This is a genomic window from Zoogloea ramigera, assembly GCF_006539865.1.
Lineage (GTDB): Bacteria > Pseudomonadota > Gammaproteobacteria > Burkholderiales > Rhodocyclaceae > Zoogloea > Zoogloea ramigera.
In genome coordinates, this window is record NZ_BJNV01000067.1 from 1 (window position 1) to 23,784 (window position 23,784).

Genomic DNA, 23,784 nt, shown 5'->3' on the forward strand with positions numbered 1-23,784 from the left:
CCGGCCGAGCTGCACCGGCGCCACCGTGCCGCCGGCCAGCCGCAGCGCCTGCACCGGGCTGGCGAGGAGGAGCGCCACCGCGCATTCGCCGGGGGCCGCTGGCGCGGGGTGATGGGCCGGCGACAGTCGCCCGCGGGCCGCCCGCTCGGCGACGACGCGGGCGTCGATGGCCGAGACGGCGGACGCCAGCAGCACCACACGCTCGGCTTCCGGCTCACGGTTGAGGGCCACGCAAAGGTCGTCCACGTGCCGCAGGGCGGCCGCGTCGTCAGCCGCAAGGACCAGCGAGAGCTCGCAGCGGCCGGGCGCGAAGCCCGCAAAATAGCTGCGCTGCAGCCAGCTGTGCAGCCACGGGAAATGGGCCGTATCCCAGTGGGCGGGCAGCAGGCAGATGCAACGGAGCTGCAGCCCGGGCCTGGCAACCAGGCCGGCAAGGCGCTGGAGCGCCTCACGCAGCACGCCGTCGAGCAGGGCCAGGCTGCGCAGCGCCTCGTCGCTGGCGAGCCAGGCCTCCTGCGCCGGCAGGCCGACCTGCAGGCGCTCGGCGACGGCGCTCACATCGAGGCCCTCGACCGCGGCGACGAACACCGGAAAGCCTGCTTCATCCAGCAGCCGCGCGCTGGGCCGCAGGCCCTGGCCGGACTCGATGGCGGCCAGCAACGCGGCGCTGGAACGCCCGCCCGGCGTGATCATGCAGGCATCGAGCAGGCACAGGCTGGGGCCACGCTCGGCGGCCGCCTGCCGGTGGGGCGTGGCGAGGGGCTGTTTGCCGTCTACAGCCGCGCCACCCGACGAGGCCACCGGCAGGGGCGCCAGCAGGTAGTCGATGAAGCCCCGCAGCAGAAAGTACCCGCAGATCAGCACCAGCGGCAGCACACCCAGGTGGATGGCCAGATCGGCGGACGTCGGCTGATGGTCGATCGCTTGCCACCAGCCGAGCACCAGCCCCCACACGAAGGCGGTCGCCAGCAGGCAGCCGCCGATCCTCAGCACCACCGCCGCCTCCAGGGCGTCGTGGCGGCGGGATCGGTGCGGAGGCGTTGCCTGGCGAACAGGGCGGCGGCGCAGGCCGTCGGGCCGCCAGAACGGCAGGGGCCGCAGGGGTGTGACACCACCGCGGCCCTTGCCAACGCAGACGACGGCGTCGAGATCGCCTTTGTCGCCACGAACGAAGAAAGGTTTGCTCATCGTGCCGGCCTCAGTCGGAAGCGGGGTCGGAAGTGCTGCCGGGCGCCGGCTCCGGGGCACCCGTGGCGCGGCCCAGCACGCCCTTGCGGCGCAGCTCGACGTGCCCGAGATCACGCATCTTCCAGCGCCCGCCCCAGGTGAGGCCGACCTGCTCGGCGATCTCGCCGTAGAGCTCGTAACCGCGCATGGCCCACGGGTCGCGCTCGGAAATCACCACCTTGCCGTCGCGGAAGAAGGCCAGATCGGCGGCCAGGCCGTGCTGGTGGTAGCTCATGTTGGCCCGCGCCTGGGTGACGTGGCTACCCTGCTCGAACAGCCGGGCCTGCCGTTCGGGGCTGCGGTAGCCCTCGATCAGCGCCATCCGGTAGCCATGGCGCTCTTCCATCAGCTTGAAGACGACCAGCAGGCGCTGGGTGAACTCGGCGTCGAGCAGCCGCCAGTTGCGGCTGGCATGGACGATATCGGGGCGGACCTGCTCGACCTCCCGCGTGGTGAACACCGCCGGCGGCAGGGGCGGCGGCGGCACCAGCTGCTCGCCCTCGAGGAGGATCGCGATCTGCCTCTCGGTCATCCGCTCCTCGTCACCAAAATCGAAGATGGCCGGCCCGCGCAGCCCGAACACCAGCAGGGTGGGCGCCGCCACGAGCAGCACGGCCCCGGCAGCGTGGGCCGGGCGCGCCAACAACGCGCCACCCAGCCGCCGCGAAAACCTCGACACCGGCGCCCCGCCCATCACCGCAAAGCCCCGCCAGGCCGCCGCCAGACGCGCCCGCTGCCCCGGGAAGACGCACAGCAGAACCCCGCCCGCCACAGCCAGGAAGCCGACGAGAACGCCATACACGATCACGGGCGCCGCTCCATGCCGGCCCCGCCACCCCACCACGGGCCGGTCGCAGCCCGGCCGGGCCCAGGCAGGCGGGGCACAGTGGTGGCAGCAGAAGGGCTGTTTGAGGTTGGCATACGCGCTCATCAAATCGGACGATCGGCCCGAAAAAACACACCAGCTATGGCGTTGTCGTTTAAGTCTAATACAATTGGATTTTACGTGTAACCCGGAATTGTAATGACGCGCCCAATCGGCCCGGACGGGCTGCCCCCGAAAGCCTCCCCTCACGCCCTCCACCTCGCCACCGATGGCGCTGACGGCCCGCGCCGGACCGTCAGCATCCTGCGGGACCTCAGCCCCGGCCAGGTCCGGCTGGACCCCGCCCCTGCAGCCCGCACCGGCAGCTGGAAATGGATGCTGCCCCCGGTGCTGGCGGCGCTGGTCGGTGGAGCCTTCCTGCTGGGCCGGCAGGCGCCAGGCCCGACCCCACCCGCACCCGGGCCCGCCGCGCCGCTGGCCGACGCCCGCCCGGCGCCCCCTGGCGTCGCCGAGCCCCCCTTGATGCCGGCCGCGCCAGGCGGCGCAGGCGGTGGCGCGATCATCCGGGAGCCCTCACCGCCACCCTCCAGCCCCGGCACGCCGGAAGAAAGCGTCGCCGCCCCGCCCAGCCCCCCGGCGTTGCCCCGCCCGTCACCGGCGCGATCGGTGGCCCCATCCCCGGCGAAGCCCTCCGGCGAGCCCCCTGCACGCCATTCCGCCCATCAGGCCCCTGACCGGCCAGCCGCACCACCACCCGGCCAGGCCGCCCCGGGCCGGGCCGCCGAACGGGACGTGGACATCATCACCGCCATCGTCAAGTGAGCCGGCGGGCAGCCATATGGCAAGGCCGCAGCCCTTGACCTGGATCAGGCAAACCCCGCGCTAGCGGCCTAGAATTTCCCTACTGTCACCGTCATCCGGAGAGGGAAAGCACCATGAGACCGAATCGCACCGCAATGCTCGCCGCCCTGCACTGTGCCTATCCCGATGCCGCGCTGACGAGCGCCCTCGCCGCCGATGCTCCGGCAACCACCGCCAGGGACGACTGGTACGGCCAGCGCGTCGATGCCGCCTTCGTCGCCGGCTACGCCGTGCTGCCCAAGCCGGAAGACGTGACGATCATCGACTCCCGCCCGGCCGCCCGCAAATACGACCGCGGCCACATCCCCACCGCGATCAACATCCCCGACACCCAGTTCGACAAGCTCACCGAGCTCCTGCCCAAGGACAAGAAGCAGCTCCTGATCTTCTACTGCGAGGGTGTCGACTGCATGCTCAGCCACCAGTCCGCCTTCAAGGCCGAGAAGCTCGGCTACACCAACATCAAGGTGTATGCCGAGGGCTACCCCGACTGGATCGCCAGGGGGCACCTGGGCGCGGTGTCGGTGCCCTACCTCAAGAAGCGGCTCGACGAGGGCGCGCCGATCACCGTCATCGACTCGCGCCCCAAGGAGCGCAAGTACGACAAGGGCCACATCCCGGGCGCAGTCAGCCTGCCCGACGCCCAGTTCGACAAGCTGCTCGAGCGCCTGCCCACTGACAAGGCCCGCGAGCTGTACTTCTATTGCGAGGGCCTGGCCTGCAGCCTGAGCTCCGACTCGGCCGCGAAGGCCGTCCGGCTCGGCTACACCAACGTCAAGGTGGTACCCGAGGGCTACCCCCAGTGGGCCAAGCTCTATGGGCCGGGGCCGACCGGCGAGATGGCCGCCGCCAAGCCCACCATCCAGAGCGGCAAGGAGGCCGGCTCGATCACCATCGCCTCCTTCGAACGCATCCTCCGCGACGCCCCCGACACCATCCACCTGGTCGACGTGCGCGCCGAAAAACACTTCCGCGCCGCCACCATCAAGGGTGCGATCAACATTCCCATCGACGCCCTCGAAGACAGCCTCGACGAGCTGCCCAAGGGCAAGCCCATCGTGTTCTTCTGCACCAGCGGCGCCCGCAGCGGCGACGCCTACGACCTGATCAAGGAGAAGAAGCTGCCCATCGAAGCCTACTTCCTCGACGCCAACGTCAAGTTCGACAAGGACGGCAACTTCCGGCTCGAAGAAAACTGACCCGCCGGCGCCGGAGCGTTGCACAAGCGGGCGCCGTCCACAATAATCAGGATGTATGCACGCCCCGCTGCACCGCGCAGCCCCTTTTCCCCGGGAAGGCCCGCAACCATGCTTCCTCTCCGCCGCCTGGCCCTCACCGCACTGGCTGCGCTCGCGCTCGCCGGCTGCGCGGGCAAGCCGATCGCCCTGCCCCCCATCTTCAAGCCCGACCCCACGGTGGTCCGCCTCCAGCTCACCGCCGACGCCATGGTCAATGCCGACAGCCGCGGCCGGGCCACGCCGGTGGTGGTCCGCTACTACGTGCTGCAGAACACCGCCGCCTTCGACAGCGCCGACTTCTTCTCGCTGTTCGAGCGCGACGAGGCCCTGCTCGGGGCAGCCCAGCTCGTCCGCGAAGAGGCCACCCTGCGGCCCGGCCAGACCCTCAAGGTCGAGCTCAGCCCCCAGGGCGAGGCAAAACACCTGGCCGTCCTCGCCGCCTATCGGGATGTCAATAAAATACGCTGGCGGGCAACGGCTCCCATCCCCCAGAATAAGACCACGGCCTACACCGTGCGGGTTGGAGCCCAGGGCATCAGCATCAGCCCCCAGTCCCCCTGAGCGCGGCACCGGATGGCCTCCCATCAACCTGATCCCGAAAGCCGCCATGTCCTGGTACAGCAAAGTCGTGTGGTCGGAGGGGCTGTTCCTGCGGCCCCAGCATTTCCAGCAGCAAGACCGGCACGCCGAATGGTATGTCGAGGCGCGCAGCCGGGCTGCCGGCGGCCTGTTCTGGGGCTTCACCCATCTCGAGATCGACGAGGCCGCCCTCGGCACCGGCAAGGTCGCCCTGGCGGCGGCCCGGGGCGTGCTGCCCGACGGCACGCCTTTCGACTTCCCCGCCACCCACCCCGCGCCGGCGGCCCTCGACATCCCGGCCGACACCCGTAACGCCGTCATTTACCTGGCCCTGCCCCTGCGCCGGGCCCAGAGCCCCGAAGCCGCCCCCGACGGCGACCCGGCCGCCCACCTGGCCCGCTACACCCCGGTCGAGGAAGGCCTCGTCGATGCCGCCGGCAGCGACGGCGCCACCGAGCCCATCGAAGTCGCCCACCCGCGCCTCGTCCTGGCCCTCGCCGACCAGCTCTCCGACGCCTTCGTGCGGGTCGGCGTGCTGCGCGTCGTCGAACGGCGCCCCGACAACAACCTGCTCGTCGACAAGGCCTACATCCCGCCCGTCCTCGGCTGCCGCGCCTCGCCGGTGCTCGGCGGCTTCCTGCGCGAGATCCGCGGCCTGCTCGGGCAGCGCGGCGAAGCCCTCGCCGCGCGGCTGGCCCAGCCCGGCGCCGGCGGCGTCGCCGAGATCGCCGACTTCATCTTCCTGCTCACCGTCAACCGCCACCAGCCGGTGTTCGACCACCTCGCCGAGCTCACCCAGCTCCACCCCGAGCGCCTGTTCAGCCAGCTCCTGGCCCTCTCCGGCGAGCTCGCCACCCTGGTCGGCAGCGAGCGGCGGCCGGCCCCGCTGCCGGCCTACAACCACGACGCCCTCGAAGCCTGTTTTGCACCGCTGATCCGCGACATCCGCCGGGCCCTCGCCACGGTGCTCGAACAAAACGCCATCCAGATCGAGCTGCAGGACCACAAACAGGGCCGCTACGTCGGCCTCGTCGCCGACCGCAGCCTGCTGCGCCACGCCGGCTTCGTGCTGGCGGTCAACGCCCAGGTGCCCAGCGAAACCCTGCGCACCCGCTTCCCGGCCCAGGCCAAGCTCGGCCCCCTCGAAAAGATCCGCGAGCTGGTCAACCTGCAGCTGCCGGGCATCGCCCTGCGCCCGCTGCCGGTGGCCCCGCGGCAGATCCCCTTCCATGCCGGCTTCAGCTACTTCGAGCTCGACAACGGCGGCGAGCTCTGGAAACAGCTCGACAACTCGGGCGGCCTGGGCATCTACGTGACCGGCGACTTCCCGGCCCTCGAGCTGTCCCTGTGGGCAATCCGGGCCTGAACGCCCCCACGCTTCATGAACGGAGATCGGCACCATGGCGCACGACGACCCCTTCGCCCAGCCCCCGTCCGACAAGACCCTGATCATTCCCTCGCCCGGCGCCCGGGCCGCCCGCGCGGCCGCCGCCCAGGGCGCGCAGCCCGCCAGCACGTATTTCGAGCGGGTCGACCTGGCCACCCTCGACTGGGAATCCGGCCTCAACCCCCTCGTCGCCGCCGCCAACCCGCTGCTCAACCTGGTGCCCCAGTTCCGCCAGGCCCACCACCCCGACCCGCAGGGCCTGCGTGAAACCCTGGCCCGCGCCATCGGCGTGTTCGAGCAAAAAGCCCAGGCCCACGGCGTGCCCCACGAACACCTGATCGCCGCCCGGTACGCCCTGTGCACCTTCCTCGACGAAGCCGCCGCCAACACCCCGTGGGGCGACAAGGTGTGGGCCCAGCGCAGCCTGCTGGTGCAGTTCCACAACGAAGCCTGGGGCGGCGAGAAGTTCTTCCAGCTCCTCGGCAAGCTGGCCGAAAACCCCGCGGCCCATCGCAACCTGCTCGAACTCTTCTACCTCATCCTGTCGCTGGGCTTCGAGGGGCGCTACCGGGTGCAGCAGAACGGCCGCGCCCAGCTCGCCACGGTGCGCGAGCGGCTGGCCCAGATGCTCATGAAAGAACGCGGCGAGCTGGTGCTCGAACTCTCCCCGGCCTGGCAGACCACCGCCGTGCGGGCCCGCCCGCTGCGTGAAACCCTGCCCCTGTGGGCGGTGGCCGCCATCACGGCGCTGCTGCTGGCGCTGGTGTACATGTTTGCCTCCTTCACCCTCAACCGGCACTCCGACCCCACCTTCGCCGCCATCCTGGCCCTCAAGGCCGGCGCCGCGCCGCAGCCGGCCCCGGCCGCCCCCGCCGCGCCTGCGCCGGCCCGGCTGGCCCACTTCCTGGCCGACGAGATCCAGGCCGGGCGCGTCGCGGTGCGTGACCTCCCCGACCGCAGCATCGTCACCGCCCGCGGCGACGGCCTCTTCGAGCCCGCCAGCGCCACCCTCTCGCCCGCCTTCACCGAACTCCTCGAGCGCATCGGCCAGGCCGTCGCCCGGGTGGACGGCAGCGTGCTGGTGCGCGGCCACACCGACAACCGCCCGATCCGCTCGGCGCGCTTCCCGTCCAACTGGCACCTCTCCCAGGCCCGCGCCGACGCCGTGGCCGCCGCCCTCGCCCCGCAGCTGGGCGCCCGCGCCCAGGTCAAGACTGAAGGCAGCGCCGACAGCGAAGCCCTGATGAGCAACGACACCCCCGACGGCCGGGCCCAGAACCGCCGCGTCGAGATCATCGTGTTTCCGGCAGCCCCACGTACGAGGGTCGAATGATGAAAAAGCTACTCGCCCTGCTGCTTCATCCGGTGCTCCTGAAGGCCGCCGGGCTCGTTGCCCTGGCCCTGGTGGTCTGGCATGTCGGCCCGCTGGTGTCGATTGCCGGCAAGACGCCCCTCGAGCCCGAGCCCGCCCGCTGGGCAGTCATCGGCGCGCTGGTGCTGGCCTTCGTGATGCGCGAGGTGCTCACCCGCCTCAAGGCCCGCGCCAGCAACGCCAAGCTCCTCGACGGCCTGCTCGGCAAGGGCACGCCGGAACCCGCCGAATCCGCCGAAGTGGCCACCCTGCGCCAGCGTTTCGGCGAGGCGGTCGCCATCCTGCGCCACAGCCGCAGCGCCAGCAGCGGCGGCGGCCTGGCCCGGCTGGCCGCGCTGGGCTCGGCCCGTTATCTCTACCAGCTGCCCTGGTACGTCTTCATCGGCGCCCCCGGCTCGGGCAAGACCACCGCGCTGATCAACTCCGGCCTGCGCTTCCCCCTCGCCGAGAAGCTCGGCACCCACCAGATCAAGGGCGTCGGCGGCACCCGCAACTGCGACTGGTGGTTTGCCGACGAAGCCGTGCTGATCGACACCGCCGGCCGCTACACCACCCAGGATTCCGACGCCGCCGCCGACCGCGAGGCCTGGCAGGGCTTCCTCGCCCTGCTGCGCAAGCACCGCCCGCGCCAGCCCCTCAACGGCGTGCTGCTCACCGTGAGCCTGGGCGACCTGCTGGCCCAGACCGACGCCGAAGCCACCCGCCACGCCGACGCCCTGCGCGCCCGCGTCCAGGAGCTCTACGCCCAGCTCGGCGTACGGCTGCCGATCTACATCCTGGTCACCAAGGCCGACCTGATCGCCGGCTTCAACGAGTTCTTCGCCAACCTCGGCAAGGACGGGCGCGACCAGGTGTGGGGCGTCACCTTCGCCGACCTCGACAACCCCGACGCCCTCCAGGGCCTCCCGCCGCAGCTGGCTGCCCTCCATGAGCGCATCAGCGGCCAGCTCATCCCCCACCTGCAGGGCGAGGCCGACCTGGCCAAGCGCGGCCTCATCGCCGCCTTCGACCAGCAGTTCGGGCTGGCCAGCCGGCTGCTCGATGCGTTTCTGCAAAAGGTTTTCGCCAGCTCCGGCTACGACCACCCGCTGATGGTGCGCGGCGTGTATTTCACCAGCGGCACCCAGGAGGGCAACCCCATCGACCGGGTGATGGCCAGCCTGGGCGGCGCCTTCGGGCTGGAGCGCCGCGTGCTGCCGCCGCCCGAGGGCAGCGGCAAGAGCTTCTTCCTGACCCGCCTGCTCAAAGAGGTGGTGTTTGCCGAGCAGCGCATCGGCGGCGCCAACCTCAAGTGGGAACGCCGCCGCAGCCTGATCCATACCGGCGCGCTGGCAGCCATGGCCCTGCTGACAGTCGGCCTCCTGATCGGCTGGAGCTTCAGCTACCTGCGCAACAGCAGCTACGTCACCGAGGTCGACGCCGCCACCCAGGCCGCCGCGCCCCTCGTCGCCAAGGCCGGTGCCAGCTCAGGCAGTGAGCTCCTCGACATCCTCGGCGTGCTCGACGCGGTCAATCGCCTCCCCGCCACCGCCACCCGCCCGGCGGGTGAAACCCCCGCCGGCATGGGCCTCGGGCTGTTCCAGGGCGACAAGCTCGACGCCGCCGTCGGGCAGTCCTACCGCGGCCTGCTACGCGACGCCCTGCTCCCCCGGCTGGCCCGGCGCATCGAGGCCCAGCTGCGCAGCCAGGACGGCAGCAACCTGGAGTTCACCTACGAAACCCTAAAGGCCTACCTCATGCTGGGCGACCCGGCCCACTTCGACGCCGAGGCCCTGAAGGCCTGGATCAGCCTCGACTGGGACCGCAACCTGCCGCGCGACGTGAGCGCCGACCAGCGCGCCGCCCTCGCCGGCCACCTCAACCAGCTCTTCGCCGACGGGCCGGTGGCCTCACCGGTGGTGCAAGATACCGCCCTCGTCGCCCGCAGCCGCGAGATGCTGCTGCGCTACACCCTGCCCGACCGCATCTACAGCCGCCTGAAGCGCCAGGGCGTTGGCGCCGAGATCCCCGAATTCACCATCGAACGCGCCGCCGGCCCCAGTGCCACGCTGGTGTTCACCCGCAAGAGCGGCGCCCCGCTCACCCGCGGCATCGCCGGGTTGTACACCTACGACGGCTACCACAAGGGCTTCACCAAGGCCGTCGACGCGGTGAGCGCCCGCTTGCTCGACGAAGAAGCCTGGGTGCTCGGCACCCGCCGCGAACGCAGCGCCGACGCCGCGGCCGTGTCGCGGGACGTGCGGCGGCTCTACCTCGCCGACTACGCCCGCCAGTGGGAAGCCCTGCTGGCCGACATCGGCCTGGTGCGCGCCCCCGGGCTCAGCCAGAGCATCCAGGTCGCGCGGGTGCTGTCGGGGGCTGACTCGCCGCTGCCCAAGCTGATGCGGGCGATCTCCCGCGAGACCACCCTGACCCCGCCCGAGGGCGCCAAGACCATGGCCGACCAGGCCGGCGAAAAACTCGCCAGCGCCAAGCAGGAGCTCGGCAAGGTGCTCGGCCTGGGTGCGGGCGAAGCCGCCGGTGCCCAGGCGGCCCCGCGGGAGCGCCTCGAATCCATCGTCGACGACCGCTTCGTGCAGCTGCGCCAGCTGGTGGCCGGCGACGGCAAGGGCGCGCCGATCGACGGCGTCACCCAGCTTCTCAACGACGTTTACGTGCAGCTGTCGGCCACCGAGACGGCGATCAAGGACAAGGTCGCCCCGCCGCCGGGCGACGCCGCCGCGCGGGTCAAGGCCGAAAGCGCCCGGCTGCCCGAGCCGATCCGCTCGATGCTGCAGCAGCTCTCCAGCGCCGGCACCAGCCAGACCCTCGCCGCCACCCGCGAGAGCCTGTCGTCGGCGGTGGGCGCCCAGGTAGGGCAGTTCTGCCACATGGCCACCGACGGCCGCTACCCCTTCGTGCGCAGCAGCAACCGCGACGTGACGCGGGAAGACTTCGCCCGCCTGTTCGCCCCCGGCGGCCTGATCGACGACTTCTTCCAAAAGAACCTCGCCCCCTTCGTCGACACCTCCACCCGCCCGTGGAGCTTCAAGCGGGTGCAGGAGCAATCCCTCGGCGGGCCGGGCAACCTGGCCCAGTTCCAGCGCGCCGCGACGATCCGCGACGTGTTCTTCCGCGGCGGTGGCTCGGTGCGCCTCGATTTCAAACCCCTCGAGATGGACCCGGCGATCACCCAGTTCACCCTCGACGTGGACGGCCAGCTGGTCAAATACGCCCACGGCCCCCAGGTGCCGCAATCCATCCAGTGGCCGGGCAGCAAGGGCGGCGTGTCGGCACGCATCCAGATCACCCCGCCGGGCCCCGGCGGTACCTCCGGCCAGACCACCGAGGGCGCCTGGGCGCTGTTCCGGCTGTTCGACAAGGCACGGGTCGAGGGCCTCGGGGCCCCCGAGAAGTTCAAGGTCACCTTCGACGTCGAAGGCCGCCAGGCCAGCTTCGAGGTCACCGCCAGCAGCGTGCAGAACCCCTTCCGCCTGCGTGAGCTCGCCGAGTTCCGCTGCCCCGGCGGGCTGTAGGGCGCCGGCCATGCAAGCCCCCGCAGGCTGGTACGGCAAGCTGCCCATCCTCGGCGACTTCACCCGGCGGCGCCTGCCGCCGGCCTTCATCGACCCGTGGGACGCCTGGCTGCAGGCCGGCATCGCCGGTAGCCGCGCGGCCCTCGGCGGCGCCTGGCTCGACAACTACCTCACCGCCCACGTGTGGCATTTCGTGCTGATGCCCGGCGTGCTCGGCCCCCAGGCCTGGGCCGGCGTGTGGAGCCCGTCGGTGGACCGGGTCGGGCGCTACTTCCCCTTCACGCTGGCGGCGCCCCTCGCCCCGGGCGGCACGCCGGCGGCCGTCAATGAGTGGCTCGGCGGGCTCGAGGACATCGCCCGCCTGGGCCTGCAGCTCGAAACCGACATCACCCCGCTCGACGACGCCCTCGAGCGGCTCGGCCCGCCCCCTGGCGACGCCCACTGCACCCTGCCGCTGCAAGGCCTTGCCGAGCGACTGGCCCGCCGCGACGAAGCGATCAGCCTGCCCTGCGCCGGCCCGCTCCAGCCGGGCGGCGCCCTCCAGGCCCTGGCCACCGCCAGCCTGCTCACCCAGCTCGCCGGCTATTCGGTGTGGTGGTGCTTCGACGCCGAGCGCCGCAGCGGCGGCGTCGCGCACCGGAACTTGCCCGACGCATCGTTTATGGTGAAGATGATCACCTATTCGCCCACCGACTGAGGCCCTGCGCGGCTGCCCGACAAGTGTCCGACTCCGACAACAACAAGACCATCGTGCTCGGGGGTGCCGCTGCGGCGCCGGCCAGCCCGCCGCCCGCGCCCCAGCGGAGCAGCGGCTCCGATGTGGCCCTGCCGCCGGGCACCCGCCTGTCCGAATTCGAGATTGTCGACCTGGTCGGCCAGGGCGGCTTCGGCATCGTCTATCTCGCCGACGACCACTCGCTGCAGCGCCGGGTCGCGGTCAAGGAATACATGCCCTCGTCGCTGGCCACCCGCGGCCGCGACGCCTCGGTGATCGTCCGCTCGGAGCGCCACGAGGACACCTTCCAGGTCGGCCTGCGCAGCTTCGTCAATGAGGCCCGGCTGCTCGCCCAGTTCGACCACCCGGCCCTGCTCAAGGTCTACCGCTTCTGGGAGGCCAACGGCACCGCCTACATGGCCATGCCCTACTACGCCGGCCGGACGCTCAAGCAGTACCTCAAGGAGCGCGAGGGGCCGCCCCCCGACGAGGCCTGGATCCGCAAGATCCTCTCGCCGGTGATGGACGCCCTCGAGCTGATGCACCACGAGAACTGCTTCCACCGCGACGTGGCCCCCGACAACATCATGCTGCTGCGCGACGACCGCCCGGTGCTGCTCGACTTCGGCGCCGCCCGGCGGGTCATCAGCGACATGACCCAGGCCCTCACGGTGATCCTCAAGCCCGGCTACGCCCCCATCGAGCAGTACGCCGAGATGCCGGGCATCAAGCAGGGCCCGTGGACCGACATCTACGCGCTGGGCGCCGTCGTGTATTTCACCATCACCGGCCGCACCCCGCCGCCGGCGGTCGGGCGGATGATGCAGGATTCCTACGAGCCCCTCGCCAGCCTCGCCGCCGGGCGCTATTCGGCGCGCTTTCTCGAGGGCATCGACAAATGCCTGCGCGTGAAGGGCGACGAACGCCCGCAGTCCATCGCCGAGATGCGCGCCCTGCTGGGCCCGAGCGAAGCCGCCGCGACGCTCTATGTGCCGCCGAACAGCGCTGCCCCCGGACCCGCCACGGCGTCTGCATTCGAGGGCCCGGCGACCGAGCTCGGCACCCAGATCCGCACCACCGCCTACATGCCCGCCGCCAGCCCGGCCGAGCCCGCCCCCCAGGCGCCCGCCCCGACCCCGCCGCACACTGCGCCCAAGGAGCCACCACCCGCCACGGGCACGCCCCCCGGCCGCTCCCGCCTGCCGCTCTACGCCGGCGGGCTGGCCGCCGTCGTCGCCATCACTGCGGGCGTCTATCTGTCGATGCAGAAGAAAGCCCCTCCGGCGCCAGCCACCACCACAGCCGAGACACCGCCAGCGCCCCCTGCAGCCGCCCCGGCCCCGCCGCCAGCCGCCCCGCTCGAAACAGCGCCCCGCCCGAGCGAGCCCCAGCCCCTCGCGCAGGCCCTGGCCGCCGTGGTGGCCGGCTCCGACAACGCCTTCGGGCTCAAGGTGGACAAGGTCAGGACGCCACTCACCATCGGCCGCGACGCCCTCAGTTTCAGCCTCCACAGCCAGCGCAGCGGCCTGCTCTACGTGCTGCTGTGGGACAAGGCATCAAACCGGCTGGCGCAGATCTTCCCCAACGACCTCGACCGCCAGAACAAGGTGGTCGCCGGCAAACCCTTTACGTTCCCCCGGCCCGACTGGGCCTACGAGGCCGACCCACCCCAGGGCGACTGGGAGGTGCTCACCATCGTCTCGGAAGCCCCGCGGGATTTCACCACGCTCGGCCTCACCGCCCACCAGGCCGGCGACAGCCTGCCCCAGGCCAGCGTCGAGGCCGCCCTCGGCAAGGCCGGCGGTGGCGCGGCCCTGGCCGGCGAAGCGCGCTGCCCCGATGGCGGCGCCTGCCCGGCGGCCTACGCGGCAGCCCGCTTCACCGTTGCAGAAACCGCCCCCGCCGAGCGCAAGCCCCCGGTTGCCAAGGCCACCCCCCCACGCGAGCCCCGCAGTCCGCCCAAGGACGACGGCACCGAAGCCGACCGCAAGTATGTCGAGGATCTCAACAAGACCCTCGACCGCATGCTCAAGGAAAAATAGCCCGCCGCTGCGCCGGCCCTGCAGGGGTTGGGGCACCCACGCCTGTGGTCGCCGCAACGCGGCGCCTGCTTGCCACAGGGCAGCGACCCGCCTGGCGCGCCGAGGGGCTGACGGGCCGGAAACACTCCAGAGCGTCGGCGACGGCACGAAAGCACAAACGCGGGTGCAGCGGTGGCGCTTGGCTTGCCCAAGCGCGGACACCGGGCGTTTTCGGGCTAGACCGAAATCCGGTTCGGGTTGCTGGCCTCGATGGTCACCCGCTGAACATTCGCCGGCACCCGCGGGTCGCTCAGCACCCGGCGGCGCACCACGCCCTTACCCACCTCCTCGGTGAGCACCTGGCTGTCCACCTGGGTCGCCCGGGCGCCCTTGCCCGGCGCGGTGACGATGTTCATCTCGACCTCCTCCTCGCGCTCGCGGGCCAGCTTGCGGGCATAGTCGTTGAGCTTCTGCATCGCCGCCTTGCCCTCGGGCTTGTCCACCTGGCTCAGGGGGATATCCACCGAGAAAGTCTTGAAAGCCCGCACCGTCTCGGTCTTGCCGGTCTGCTTGTCGGTCACGTGCACCGGCTGGGTCTGCACCGGCGTCGCTTTGGCGCCGCTCACCTTGACGGCCTCGTCGGCAGCGGCCTGGGCCTCCTGGATCTCCGAGCTGCGCGCCCGCTGGTAGCCGATCAGCCCACCCACCACCGCGCCGGCGAGGCACGCGGTGCCGGCGTCGTTCTTGGTGAGCTTGGCCAGCGCCGCCCCGGCCGCACACCCCACCGCCGCGCCGATGCCGGCGCTGGTGGTCTTGTCGTCCATGTTGGCACAGCCGTTGACAGCCAGCACCACCGCCACCAGGGCGGTGGGCAGGCGCATTGCAGAAAGTTTTTTCATGACAGCGATCCTTTCAGTCGGACACAGCGGGGTCGTGCCCCCTGGCCGGCAGGATGACGGTCGTCTCCTCGGCCAGCTTCACACATACCGCAGTGTAGTTGTCGTTCTCGGCCGGCGCCCGCTGGCGGATGGCCTCGCCCATGCGGGCCAGCCACGCCTCCGGGCTGGCAGCTTCGTCGAGGAGGCGCTCCATCTCGGGCTCCTCGACGTATTCCCACCAACCGTCGGTGCACATCAGGAACACATCGCCCGGCTGCAGCGCGAGGGGCTCGGCCGACACCGACAGGGCGATCGACTCCTTGGCGCCGATGGCGGAGGTGAGCAGGCTGCGCTTGGGGTGGGTGCGGATCATGGCGACGCTGCCGAAACCCGCGTCGATCATGTTCTGCACCAGGCTGTGGTCCCGCGTCTGGTAGGCCAGGTGGCCGCGGCGGAACAGGTAGATCCGCGAATCGCCCACGTGCCCCCACACGGCCAGGCCCTGGCGGGGGTCGATCAGCAGGGCCACCGCGGTGGCGTGCATGTCGTCGGCGGTGTCGCCGTTGGTCTTTTCGGTAATGACCATCTCGTTGGCGGCCTGGAGCAGGGCCACGGCTTCGTCTGGCGCCACCACCGGATGGGCCGAGAAACGCCGCAGCACGGTGCTCACCACCAGCCGCGAGGCGATGTCGCCGCTGCCGTGCCCGCCGGCCCCGTCGGAGACCACCCAGCAGCAGCCCGCCTCCGAGGTCCAGTAGCCGCAGGCGTCCTCGTTGCGGCTGCGGCCGCCCTGTTCCGACACGTAACAGGTGTGTAAATCGAGCATGGGCACCTCGCGACGGTATCGCCCGCCGGCAATGGGTGGTCAACGGTCGGGTTCGCGCTCCGCTTGAAGGCGTTCGACCTGCTCTTCGTAGGCGCGCAGAAACTCGCGCCCGAAGAGGGCATGGAAATCGTCCTCGGCCTCCTGGGAGATCTCACCATACATCTGCGCAAAGAGATCCCACAAGCGGGCCTTGCGGCTGCCCGGCAACAGGTTGTCGAGCAGGCTGCGGGCCACCACCCTCTGCTCGAGCGCCTCAGGTTCGAAGCGCTTCAGCACGCCCGCCAGCGCCGCCCGCATGCCGGCCATGAAGCCGAACTGGTGGGCGCGCAGGTCGTCGTAGGCGTCGCGCATGGCCTCCTGGGGCGGCATGAAGCCCCGCCCCTGGGGCGCCAGCAGCTGGCTGAGGGCAAAGCCGACGTCGGGCGAAAACTTGAGCGGGTTGTTGCCCTTGCTGACAATCATCGTCACCTCGGCGCGCACCTCGCGCTTGGTGAGCGCGCGGGCGGTGAGGAGCTCGAGGGTGCCCTGGGTGGCCTCGCGCAGCATCACGCCGATCTGCTCCATCAGCTCCGGCGTGAGCCCCGCCGGCAGGCGCACCGGCACCCCGAGCCCGCGCAGGAAGGCCTCCATCAGCACGTCGTGGCCGACGGGCACCGCGGGCTGGACGGCTTGCGGCGACGGAGGCGGGGGCGGTTCGACCCGCTCGATGCTGACCTCGACCCGCGCGGCGGGGGCTGGCGGCGTTTCAGGTGGCGCGGCGGGCACGCCCGGGGCCGGCGCGACGACGGGTGCCGCCGGCGGCGCCTGGTCCCATGAAAAGACCATCCCGGCCGACGCAGCCGGCGAGGCCTCGGCGGCGGGCCCGGCTGGGCGCGGCGCGACGACCTGGGTGAGTTCGACCGCAGCCGGGATCTCGGCGCGCGGAGGCGTGAAAGCCTGGTTGAGCAGGGGCGCGTCGTCCCGCTGGGGCTCGGCGCCCGGTAATGGCGCCGCCGGGCCGCCGAACAAGGCCAGCGGGTCCACCGCCGCCGGAGAGGCCGGCGCAGCCGACGGCGCCGGCTCGCCCAGGGGCGTTCCAAAAAACGGGTCCTGCGGCACGCCGCCAGCGAGGCCGAACAACGCATCCACCGACGACTCACGGCCGGCGCCCAGGCCCAGCACATCCACCCGGGCGGGGGGCGGCGCGGGCGGCGGTGCAAACGGATCGTGGGCGGCGGCGGCCGGCGTGGCCGCAGGCGCGGGCCGGGCCGAGGCGAGAAAGACCGCGAAGGGGTCATCCCCCGCCGCGGGCGGCGGCGCGGAAGCCACGGCAGGCGCCGCCGGGCCGGCCTGCACGCCGGCAAAGGGGTCGGCAAACAGCGGCGAGCCCGCCGGCGCCCCGCCGAACAGGCCCAGCGGGTCGGCCCCGCTCGCCACCTGGGTGGGGTTCGAAAACACCGGCGCCGCGTGGTCGAACCCGGCCTCGAGCACATAGCCGCCGATGGACAGCCGCTCGCCCCCGGTGAGCACCACCCGGTTGCCCTTGCCCACCGGCCGGCCATTGACCGACGAGGGGTTGCCGCCCATGTCGACGAAGACGAAGTTCGCCCCGTCGAACTCGATGCGCGCCTGCACGCGGGAGATGTGCCGCTCCGGGTCGGGCAGCGTCAGCTCGTTGCCCTCCTCCCGGCCGATCGCCCCGCCCCGGCTGTCGAAGTCGAAACCCAGCGGCCCGGGCAGCGGAGCGCCGTTGAAGCTGATGACGGAGATTCGCATGGCAGTCTCGGCGGTGGTTCAGTTTCAGGGTATGACAAACAAGCTTGATATTACCAGCCGCAGGGGCTCACACCATCGGAGGCACGAGGAGTCGCGTGCCGATTTGCGCTGCCCGGGCAGCAAAATCCCAGCGGGCCTGGAGGCCGATGCAGTACTGGGCCTCGCTCGTCATGGTGGACTGGAGGTCGAAGCCGCGGCACCAGCAGCCCCCCGCCAGCCAGCGCTCGCCGTGGGTGGCCCAGTGCTGGCGGGCCTTGGCCAGATCGGGCAGGAAGACCACGGCAGGGAAATCGTGCTCGAGCGGGTCGGCCGAGGCGGCAGCAGGCAAGGCCTTCCGCTCGCCCTCGACGGACAGGCCAGTCATTCGCTCCCAGGCCTCGGCGGCCGCGGCGGCGAGGATGGGGTCGGGGTCGGCCATCCAGTCGAAGACTGCCCGGATCGCCGCCGGCCGGCCGAGGCGCGCGGCGAGCGCCGTGCGCTGGGGCAGCGGCCGGCCGGCGAAGAGAGCCACCGCGGCATCCTGTTCGTCGGCGGGGCACAGGGCGGCGTACCAGCCCAGCCCGATTTCGTCGCCCTCGGCGGCGAGCTGCCGGACCACATCGAGCACCCAGGGCTCGCCGCGCCACACCGCCACGTCGAGCACGGCCTGGCGCACGGCCGGGGACGGCCCCCACAGGGCGGCCGCGAAGGGCAGCGGCGCCGCGCCGGGCGGGCTGTCGAGGGCCTGCAGCGCACGCCAGGCAGGCACGGCGACGGCGGGGCTGGCCTCAAGCAGCAGGCCGGCCAGGCGGGGCGACCGGGCATCGAGCTGGCGGTGGCAGCCGAGGGCCAACGCCGCCGCCGCCGCATGGGCCGGGCTGCCGTGGGCCAGGGCCGCCTGGAGGGTCGGCGCGGTATGCGTCGCAGGCGCCGTGGCCAGCGCGTCGGCAAAGCCGTCCAGCACCGGCCCCCGGGCCGCGGCGAAGGCTTCCAGCACCTTGCGGGCGGCGTCGGGCTGCTCGCTGCGCAGCAAGGCCCAGGCGGCCGCGAAGGCCTCGTCCCGCTGGTCGCCGTGCAGGAAGCCGTCGAGCATGGTGGCCAGCTCGTCGCCCGCCACCAGCAGGCCCTGCAGGTGGGCCTCGATGCGCTCCTGCAGGTAGGTGAAATCGGGCAGCGTGATGTCGGGGGCGCGGAGCGAGGCCCGCCGCCGCTGCCACAGGTAGGCGAGCTCCTCGGCGTGAAGCGTGATCCGCTCGGGGATGAAGCGGTACCGGCGGACGAGCGGCGCGATGGCGACCATGGGGCGGCCCTAGTTGATCGAGACGCTGCCCGCCTTGATGCGCTGGAGGCCGGTGGCGCGAATCAGCACGTCCTCGCCCTTCAGCACCGCCTTGCCGTCGGCCCGCAGGTCGAGGGTCGCGTCGCCACACTTGAGGGTGAGCACCTCGGTGGCTTCGAGGGTCAGCCGGGCCGGCGAGGCCGGCGCCGTGTAGCTGGCGATGCGGCCCAGCACCACGCCGGGGCTGGCCGCCGCCGGGGCCAGCACCAGCACGGCGTCGCCGACTTCGAGGGGCTTGCCTTCGAGCCACAGGCAGCGCCAGGGCTCGTGGCCGTCAACCTGCACGCGCAGCCAGCCGTCGCCGTCGATGGCGAGCAGCCGGCCCCGCAGCAGCCCGGCGGGCTCGGATGCCTTGTCGGCGGCGGCGTGGAGGGTTTCGACCAGATTGAGACGATTGGCGCTCATGGGAGCCAGCCTTTCGCGGGGCTCACCCGCAGATGTTCTTCTTGTTGTGCCACAGGGGGTCGCCCAGGCGGCAGACGTTCTTGCCGTCCAGCATCACGTTGAAGGAATACATCAGGAACTCGCACTCCTGCTTGAAGGTGCCGCTGATGATGCCGCCCACCGAGCCGGCCTCGTCGCCCGCGCTCATCATGTATTTGGCGCCCTTCACCATCACCATGCTGCCGTCGGCCTTGACCGTGGTGGTGCCGCTGGTGGTGTCGGAGGCCTTGCCGATGTTCGGGTAGGGGATGGGGATGGGCGGGGCCGGGGGTGCGGGCGTCTTGCACACGTCGGGGAAGACCATGCTCATGCCGCCGCTGGTCTTGTGGGCGAAGCCCTGGATGTTATGGACCGTGCACGGCATGGCAGTCTCCGTCAGCGTGGCGCTTCGAGCAGGGCGGCGGCGCGGTCGCCCCCGTCGGATGAAGCATAGACCAGGCAGGGCCCGGGCCGATAGCCGCCTGCCAGGCCGTGGGCCGCCAGGCAGGCCAGCAGGGGCCCATGGGCCGCGCCGAGGTCGCCGCAGCACTCGGCGGGGTGCTCCATCTGCATGGCGTCGGCAAAGTGGCCGGAATTGCGCACCCGGGCCACGCCGAACTCCCGGGCCCAGTAGCGCTCGCCGTTGAAGGAGGCGTAGGTGCAGGCGATCGGCGCGGCCGGCGGCGCCTCGGCCAGCAGCTGGCCGACGGCGCCGGCGAGGCCCTCGCCGAGGTAGGGCGCGTCGGACTGGAGATGGCCGGGCTCATGCCCGATGGCGGCGCCCGTGAGCACCGCGAGGGGCGGCGCGCGGCGGCGGGCCGGGTCACCCAGCAGCAGGAAGGCGGCCCCTTCGGCGGGCGAGAAGCCGTCGGCATTGACGCTGCTGCGGACTCGCCCGGCGGTTTCGAGGGTGTCAAGGAGCCAGGGCTCGATGAAGCTGTCGATGCCGCCGACCAGCACGAAGCCGGCCGCGCCGGAGGCGATGTGCTCGCCGGCCTGGCACAGGGCCATCAGGCCGGCCGCCCGGCCGCGCGGCACCGCGACGCTGCGGGCCAGGTCGAGCGGAGCGCCGCTCTGCTGGCGCAGGCGCTGCAGAAAGCCGGCCGGATCGATGGGGCGCATCGCGTGGTGCTCCGGCAAGCCGAGCAGCAGGGGCACCTCGACGCCGTCGGGCAGGGCTTCGAGCACCTCCGCCAGGGCGGCGTGGCCCATGCGGAGCAGCTGGGCCTCGCGCCGGGAGATGGGCGCTGCCTGCAGCGCTTCGGCCAGCCCGGGCAGCACGCCGTCGGGCACCCGGCCGACCACGTGGGGCTCACCCTGGCGGTTCTGCCACGGGCCGTCGCGGAGGTTGGCGAGCCGCGCCCGGGCCGAGGCGGCGGTTTCGGCGAGGCTCGCGCCGATGGGGGTGATGCAGCCGGCGGCGCAGATGTCGAGGGGCATCATGGGCGGCTCAGGCCTGCTCCAGTTCTTCGAAGAGGATGTCGTCGTAGCCGCAGGCCTGCAGGTGGCGGGCGACGCGCTCGCTGACGATCATGCAGTCGGTGTCCTCGGCGGCGACAAACAGGTCGAAGGCCCCGAGGCGCGACGCGTCGACGACCAGCCGGACGATCACGTCGATGCCCTCGCCGAGGGAATTCACGGTGGATTTTTCCATGTCGGCGCAGGCCACGCAGCCGACGATGTTGAGCAGCAGGTAATCGTGGATGATGCGCTGGCGGGCGTCGTCGCGCATCTCCACCGGCACCGCTTCGATGTTGTCGATGCCGGCTGCCAGCAGGTCGCGGTAGAAGGCCTGGGTGCCGATCCAGGCCGGCGACTCGAAAAAGGTGGGGAGCTGGGGGTTCGGGATGTCGGGGTCGAGGACGACCTTGAAGGGCGGCTCGAAGCCTGGCTCCAGGCGGTGGCCGGTCTTGAGCAGGAACAGGTGGTGGCTGTCCTGGAACAGGCCCGCCGGCTCCGGGAGCGCCCGGCGGCTCGCCCTGGCGCTCCCGGGCGACAGCCTGCCGAGGCCGTCCAGGGCGACGCCCGCCTCCGTTGGCGGCTTGGGGCTCATTCTGAAATCCTGCACCAGCGAGCCGCCCTTGCCGTCATGGAACACACCGTCGCCCCGGGCCGGGAAGCGGCGGCTCATCCTGAAATATTTCATGCTGCAATCCTCATCACGCGGGCCGCGTCACAGGCCGCCCGCCTGGGCGCACTCGGCGGCGATACGCGACACGAAGATCCGGCACGCGTCGATGTCGTCCTCGAGCACGGACGAGGCCTTGTCCACGTAGCGCACCATGTTGTCTCGGGGCGGGTATTTGCCGGCCTGCTGCTTGCCCTTGCAATCGTCACAGGGCGGCTTCTTCTTGTAGTGCGAGAGCGCGTGCTGGTTGATCTTGTCGAGGTACTTGCGGACGCACTCCTTGTAGGGCATCTCGCCGACCCCGAAATCCTGGGAGCCGCTGTGCTTGCCCTGATGGAGCTGGATCTTGGCGTGCTTCATCACCTTGAACATCAGCCGGCGGTTGGCCTTGATGTCGGCCAGCTTGTTGGCCCGGGTCTTCCACTCGGCCAGGCTGGAGGCGTAGGGCATCCACTTGCCGTTGTTGCCGTGGTCCACGTCGTAGCGGGTGTCGGCGTAGATGATGTCGCCGGCCTTCAACCACCTCGACACGGGATGGCTCTTGAGGGTGAGGTGGGGGATCAGGTGGTGGGCCTGGGATGGCCAGCAGGACGACGACAGCTCGGCCTCTTTCGCCGCCTTCTTAGGCTGCTTGCCGAGGAGGCCCCCCAGGCGGTCGGCGTCGCCCTCGAGGTTGGCCTTCCAGTTGGTCTGGGGCGGCTTGAAGTCGCACTTGGCCTTTTTGTCGTCGGCTGCCAGCATGGCGACCAGCACCGCTTCACCGACCTGGGTCATGGATGCTCTCCCTCGGGCTCCCAGCGCACGGCCACCTGGCGCAGGCGGGTGAGCCGCTTGTCCACCGCCAGCTCGGCCCGCCACACCATCTGCAGGCGCCCCTGGTCGGGCTCGATCAGCACGGTGTCGAGCCGGGGGGCCGCGGCGATCGCGCGGCCGTCGAAATCCCACTCGAGGCCGATGGCCGGGCGCGGCAGGCGGAAGCACAGGGCGCATCCGGCCGTGCAACCGGTGACTTCCACCTCTTCGCCGCCGGCAAGGTAGCCCGGCGCGACCAGGCCCGGCGGGGCCACGTTGAAGAAGCGCGGGTCGAAATCGAGCGGCAGGTAGGGCGCCCGCCGGGCCTGCCAGGCCGCATCGTAGGTGCCGGCCCAGCCGCGCCGGGGCTGCCAGGCGGGCGGGATCGGCGCGAGGCCGGCCGGGGCCGGGCGATCGGCGGGGCGGGCGATGAGCTGCTCCGGGTCTTCGATGTTGGGCAGCGGGCGCCCGGCAATGTCGCCTTCGTCGGCGCCCACCAGCCCGCGCCCCACCGGGTTGCGCGCCTCGATCTCCGGCACGCCGCCCGCGCCAGCCGGCACATGCCCGCCAAAGGCCAGCTCCCACACAAGGGGCATGCGCTCGAAGGGCTCGGGCCGGCTGATCACCCATTCGTCGCCCTCCCGCATCCACCGGCGGTTGCCGAACACCCGCAGGCGGCGCGACACCGGACCGACGCGCAGGCTCACGTCCATCGCCTCGACCGGCCCGCCGACTGCAACAGCACGGCCCAGCAGCAGCATGTCCGTCGCCGGCTTGAGGTGGGTGAGATCCGCTGCGGCGTGGAGGCTGGTGGCGGCCGGGTCGCCCCAATGCACGTCACCGGCCAGAAAACCCGCCTGGCGCACGGCGAGCCGCGGCACCCCGGAAGACAGATCGAAGCTGGCCTTGACCGCCGCGTAGGCGCACTCCACCCCGGCCGGATCGGCCAGCACGACCAGCGCCGCGGACAGGGGGGTGGGATTGACGACCTGCAGCATGATGGGCGCCGGCTCTCAGTTCTCGGCGATCTTGGCGCCCTTGATCACTACGTCGCCAGAGGCCTTGACGCCGATCTTGCCGCTGCCGTTCACGGTGATGTCCTTGCCCTTGATCGTGATGGTGCCGTCCTTCTTCATCGTGATGGAGGCATCGCCGGTCTTGAGCACCAGCTCGTCGCCGGCCTCGAGGTAGTATTTTTTGCCGACCTGACTCTTCGAATCCTTGCCCACCGAGAGCGACTGGTTCTCGCCGATGCTCAGGGTGACGTTCTTGCCCACGTCTTCGCTCAGGTTGGCGCCTATCTCGACGCTTTCGTCCTTGCCCACGCTGCGGCTGCGGTTGCCGCTGACGTCGTGGGTCTCGTCGGCGCCGACGGCCAGGCTGCGGTTGGCACCAACCGAGGTGCTCGCGTTGGCACCCACCGATAGCGTGCGGTTGGCCCCGATGCGCACCGATTCGTTCTTGGTGACGGACTCATTGCGGTCGTTGCCCACCGAGACGGTCTCATCGTTGCCGATACTCTTGCTGCGGTCGTGGCCGACCGAGTGGCTCTCGTCGTTCTCGACCTCGATGTCCTGGTCTTTTTCGGCGTGGATCCACAGCTGCTCGGCGCCCTTCTTGTCCTCGAAGCGGATGGCGTTGGCGGTGTTGATGTTGCCGCCCTTGGTCGAGCGGGTGAGGATGCCGCTCTGGGTCATGTTGGCGGGCAGGCTCCAGGGCGGCATCTGGTCGGCGTTATAAACACGGCCCGTGATGATCGGCCGGTCCGGGTCGCCTTCGAGGAACTCGACGATGACCTCCTGGCCGATCCGCGGGATGGCGATCATGCCCCAGTTCTGCCCGGCCCACGGGTGCGAGACGCGGATCCAGCACGAGCTGTTTTCGTCTTTCTGGCCGTAGCGGTCCCAGTGGAACTGCACCTTC

General features: G+C 71.4%; 21 protein-coding genes. 8 read left to right on the plus strand and 13 right to left on the minus strand.

All coding sequences use genetic code 11. The annotated features are described in order from the left end of the window. Positions 1 to 1,188 (minus strand): hypothetical protein (locus ZRA01_RS16290; protein WP_141354141.1); only part of this gene is annotated, 1,188 nt, incomplete at its 3' end. Between the two features lie 10 nt (positions 1,189 to 1,198). Then, positions 1,199 to 2,035, minus strand: coding sequence for a M15 family metallopeptidase (locus ZRA01_RS16295; protein ID WP_218028735.1), 837 nt, complete (start codon positions 2,033 to 2,035; stop codon positions 1,199 to 1,201). 216 nt (positions 2,036 to 2,251) lie between these two features. Here ZRA01_RS16295 and ZRA01_RS16300 point away from each other — a divergent pair, with 216 nt between their 5' ends. The 8 genes from ZRA01_RS16300 to ZRA01_RS16335 all read left to right on the plus strand — a co-directional run bounded on the left by ZRA01_RS16300 (position 2,252) and on the right by ZRA01_RS16335 (position 13,762). Beyond that, complete coding sequence (locus tag ZRA01_RS16300; protein WP_141354145.1) at positions 2,252 to 2,875, plus strand: hypothetical protein; 624 nt, start codon at positions 2,252 to 2,254, stop codon at positions 2,873 to 2,875. A gap of 113 nt (positions 2,876 to 2,988) precedes the next feature. After that, positions 2,989 to 4,113 (plus strand): rhodanese-like domain-containing protein, encoded by a 1,125-nt coding sequence (locus ZRA01_RS16305; RefSeq protein ID WP_141354147.1) that lies wholly within the window; start codon positions 2,989 to 2,991, stop codon positions 4,111 to 4,113. Positions 4,114 to 4,221: 108 nt separating this feature from the next. Continuing rightward, a complete protein-coding gene (tssJ, locus tag ZRA01_RS16310; protein ID WP_170183004.1) occupies positions 4,222 to 4,713 on the plus strand; it encodes a type VI secretion system lipoprotein TssJ in 492 nt (163 codons plus the stop codon). Positions 4,714 to 4,759: 46 nt separating this feature from the next. Beyond that, a complete protein-coding gene (tssK, locus tag ZRA01_RS16315) occupies positions 4,760 to 6,097 on the plus strand; it encodes a type VI secretion system baseplate subunit TssK (RefSeq protein ID WP_141354151.1) in 1,338 nt (445 codons plus the stop codon). Between the two features lie 34 nt (positions 6,098 to 6,131). Continuing rightward, positions 6,132 to 7,451 (plus strand): DotU family type VI secretion system protein, encoded by a 1,320-nt coding sequence (locus ZRA01_RS16320; protein ID WP_141354153.1) that lies wholly within the window; start codon positions 6,132 to 6,134, stop codon positions 7,449 to 7,451. Beyond that, positions 7,448 to 11,005 carry a type VI secretion system membrane subunit TssM gene (gene tssM, locus ZRA01_RS16325; protein WP_141354155.1) on the plus strand — a complete coding sequence of 1,186 codons (3,558 nt, stop codon included), beginning with the start codon at positions 7,448 to 7,450 and terminating at the stop codon, positions 11,003 to 11,005. The genes ZRA01_RS16320 and tssM overlap by 4 nt, the downstream gene beginning before the upstream one ends. A gap of 10 nt (positions 11,006 to 11,015) precedes the next feature. Next, positions 11,016 to 11,702 (plus strand): type VI secretion system-associated protein TagF, encoded by a 687-nt coding sequence (tagF, locus tag ZRA01_RS16330; RefSeq protein ID WP_141354157.1) that lies wholly within the window; start codon positions 11,016 to 11,018, stop codon positions 11,700 to 11,702. Positions 11,703 to 11,725: 23 nt separating this feature from the next. Beyond that, on the plus strand, positions 11,726 to 13,762 hold the full coding sequence (locus ZRA01_RS16335; protein ID WP_141354159.1) for a serine/threonine-protein kinase: 2,037 nt from the start codon (positions 11,726 to 11,728) through the stop codon (positions 13,760 to 13,762). Between the two features lie 215 nt (positions 13,763 to 13,977). On the opposite strand, the gene ZRA01_RS16340 is transcribed toward ZRA01_RS16335, so the two are convergent. From ZRA01_RS16340 to ZRA01_RS16390, 11 genes are all read right to left on the minus strand, one after another. Then, positions 13,978 to 14,640, minus strand: a complete 663-nt coding sequence (locus tag ZRA01_RS16340; protein WP_246093706.1) for a YMGG-like glycine zipper-containing protein — start codon at positions 14,638 to 14,640, stop codon at positions 13,978 to 13,980. Positions 14,641 to 14,653: 13 nt separating this feature from the next. Next, positions 14,654 to 15,445, minus strand: a complete 792-nt coding sequence (locus ZRA01_RS16345) for a PP2C family protein-serine/threonine phosphatase (protein WP_141354161.1) — start codon at positions 15,443 to 15,445, stop codon at positions 14,654 to 14,656. 39 nt (positions 15,446 to 15,484) lie between these two features. Next, entirely contained in the window at positions 15,485 to 17,200 is a 1,716-nt protein-coding gene (tagH, locus tag ZRA01_RS16350) for a type VI secretion system-associated FHA domain protein TagH (RefSeq protein WP_141354163.1), read from the minus strand. Between the two features lie 67 nt (positions 17,201 to 17,267). Continuing rightward, positions 17,268 to 18,479: a hypothetical protein gene (locus tag ZRA01_RS16355; protein WP_141354165.1), complete on the minus strand. Its 1,212-nt coding sequence runs from the start codon at positions 18,477 to 18,479 to the stop codon at positions 17,268 to 17,270. 9 nt (positions 18,480 to 18,488) lie between these two features. Further along, positions 18,489 to 18,923, minus strand: a complete 435-nt coding sequence (locus tag ZRA01_RS16360; protein WP_141354167.1) for a hypothetical protein — start codon at positions 18,921 to 18,923, stop codon at positions 18,489 to 18,491. 22 nt (positions 18,924 to 18,945) lie between these two features. Beyond that, on the minus strand, positions 18,946 to 19,326 hold the full coding sequence (locus ZRA01_RS16365) for a DUF4150 domain-containing protein (RefSeq protein ID WP_141354169.1): 381 nt from the start codon (positions 19,324 to 19,326) through the stop codon (positions 18,946 to 18,948). Positions 19,327 to 19,337: 11 nt separating this feature from the next. After that, on the minus strand, positions 19,338 to 20,384 hold the full coding sequence (locus tag ZRA01_RS16370; protein ID WP_141354171.1) for a beta-ketoacyl synthase N-terminal-like domain-containing protein: 1,047 nt from the start codon (positions 20,382 to 20,384) through the stop codon (positions 19,338 to 19,340). Positions 20,385 to 20,391: 7 nt separating this feature from the next. After that, on the minus strand, positions 20,392 to 21,087 hold the full coding sequence (locus tag ZRA01_RS16375) for an imm11 family protein (protein WP_141354173.1): 696 nt from the start codon (positions 21,085 to 21,087) through the stop codon (positions 20,392 to 20,394). A 27-nt stretch (positions 21,088 to 21,114) separates the two neighbouring features. Beyond that, positions 21,115 to 21,843 carry an AHH domain-containing protein gene (locus tag ZRA01_RS16380; RefSeq protein WP_141354175.1) on the minus strand — a complete coding sequence of 243 codons (729 nt, stop codon included), beginning with the start codon at positions 21,841 to 21,843 and terminating at the stop codon, positions 21,115 to 21,117. Beyond that, entirely contained in the window at positions 21,840 to 22,859 is a 1,020-nt protein-coding gene (locus ZRA01_RS16385) for a DUF2169 family type VI secretion system accessory protein (protein WP_141354177.1), read from the minus strand. The genes ZRA01_RS16380 and ZRA01_RS16385 overlap by 4 nt, the downstream gene beginning before the upstream one ends. A 15-nt stretch (positions 22,860 to 22,874) precedes the next feature. After that, the coding region (locus ZRA01_RS16390) for a type VI secretion system Vgr family protein (RefSeq protein ID WP_141354180.1) at positions 22,875 to 23,784 on the minus strand (910 nt) is incomplete at its 5' end.

Excerpts from the sequence above, each read along its gene's own strand:
- ZRA01_RS16300 (WP_141354145.1), top strand. The coding sequence starts at position 2,252 with ATGACGCGCCCAATCGGCCCGGACGGGCTGCCCCCGAAAGCCTCCCCT.
- ZRA01_RS16305 (WP_141354147.1), top strand. The coding sequence starts at position 2,989 with ATGAGACCGAATCGCACCGCAATGCTCGCCGCCCTGCACTGTGCCTAT.
- tssJ (WP_170183004.1), top strand. The coding sequence starts at position 4,222 with ATGCTTCCTCTCCGCCGCCTGGCCCTCACCGCACTGGCTGCGCTCGCG.
- tssK (WP_141354151.1), top strand. The coding sequence starts at position 4,760 with ATGTCCTGGTACAGCAAAGTCGTGTGGTCGGAGGGGCTGTTCCTGCGG.
- ZRA01_RS16320 (WP_141354153.1), top strand. The coding sequence starts at position 6,132 with ATGGCGCACGACGACCCCTTCGCCCAGCCCCCGTCCGACAAGACCCTG.
- tssM (WP_141354155.1), top strand. The coding sequence starts at position 7,448 with ATGATGAAAAAGCTACTCGCCCTGCTGCTTCATCCGGTGCTCCTGAAG.
- tagF (WP_141354157.1), top strand. The coding sequence starts at position 11,016 with ATGCAAGCCCCCGCAGGCTGGTACGGCAAGCTGCCCATCCTCGGCGAC.
- ZRA01_RS16340 (WP_246093706.1), bottom strand. The coding sequence starts at position 14,640 with ATGAAAAAACTTTCTGCAATGCGCCTGCCCACCGCCCTGGTGGCGGTG.
- ZRA01_RS16345 (WP_141354161.1), bottom strand. The coding sequence starts at position 15,445 with ATGCTCGATTTACACACCTGTTACGTGTCGGAACAGGGCGGCCGCAGC.
- tagH (WP_141354163.1), bottom strand. The coding sequence starts at position 17,200 with ATGCGAATCTCCGTCATCAGCTTCAACGGCGCTCCGCTGCCCGGGCCG.
- ZRA01_RS16355 (WP_141354165.1), bottom strand. The coding sequence starts at position 18,479 with ATGGTCGCCATCGCGCCGCTCGTCCGCCGGTACCGCTTCATCCCCGAG.
- ZRA01_RS16360 (WP_141354167.1), bottom strand. The coding sequence starts at position 18,923 with ATGAGCGCCAATCGTCTCAATCTGGTCGAAACCCTCCACGCCGCCGCC.
- ZRA01_RS16365 (WP_141354169.1), bottom strand. The coding sequence starts at position 19,326 with ATGCCGTGCACGGTCCATAACATCCAGGGCTTCGCCCACAAGACCAGC.
- ZRA01_RS16370 (WP_141354171.1), bottom strand. The coding sequence starts at position 20,384 with ATGATGCCCCTCGACATCTGCGCCGCCGGCTGCATCACCCCCATCGGC.
- ZRA01_RS16375 (WP_141354173.1), bottom strand. The coding sequence starts at position 21,087 with ATGAAATATTTCAGGATGAGCCGCCGCTTCCCGGCCCGGGGCGACGGT.
- ZRA01_RS16380 (WP_141354175.1), bottom strand. The coding sequence starts at position 21,843 with ATGACCCAGGTCGGTGAAGCGGTGCTGGTCGCCATGCTGGCAGCCGAC.
- ZRA01_RS16385 (WP_141354177.1), bottom strand. The coding sequence starts at position 22,859 with ATGCTGCAGGTCGTCAATCCCACCCCCCTGTCCGCGGCGCTGGTCGTG.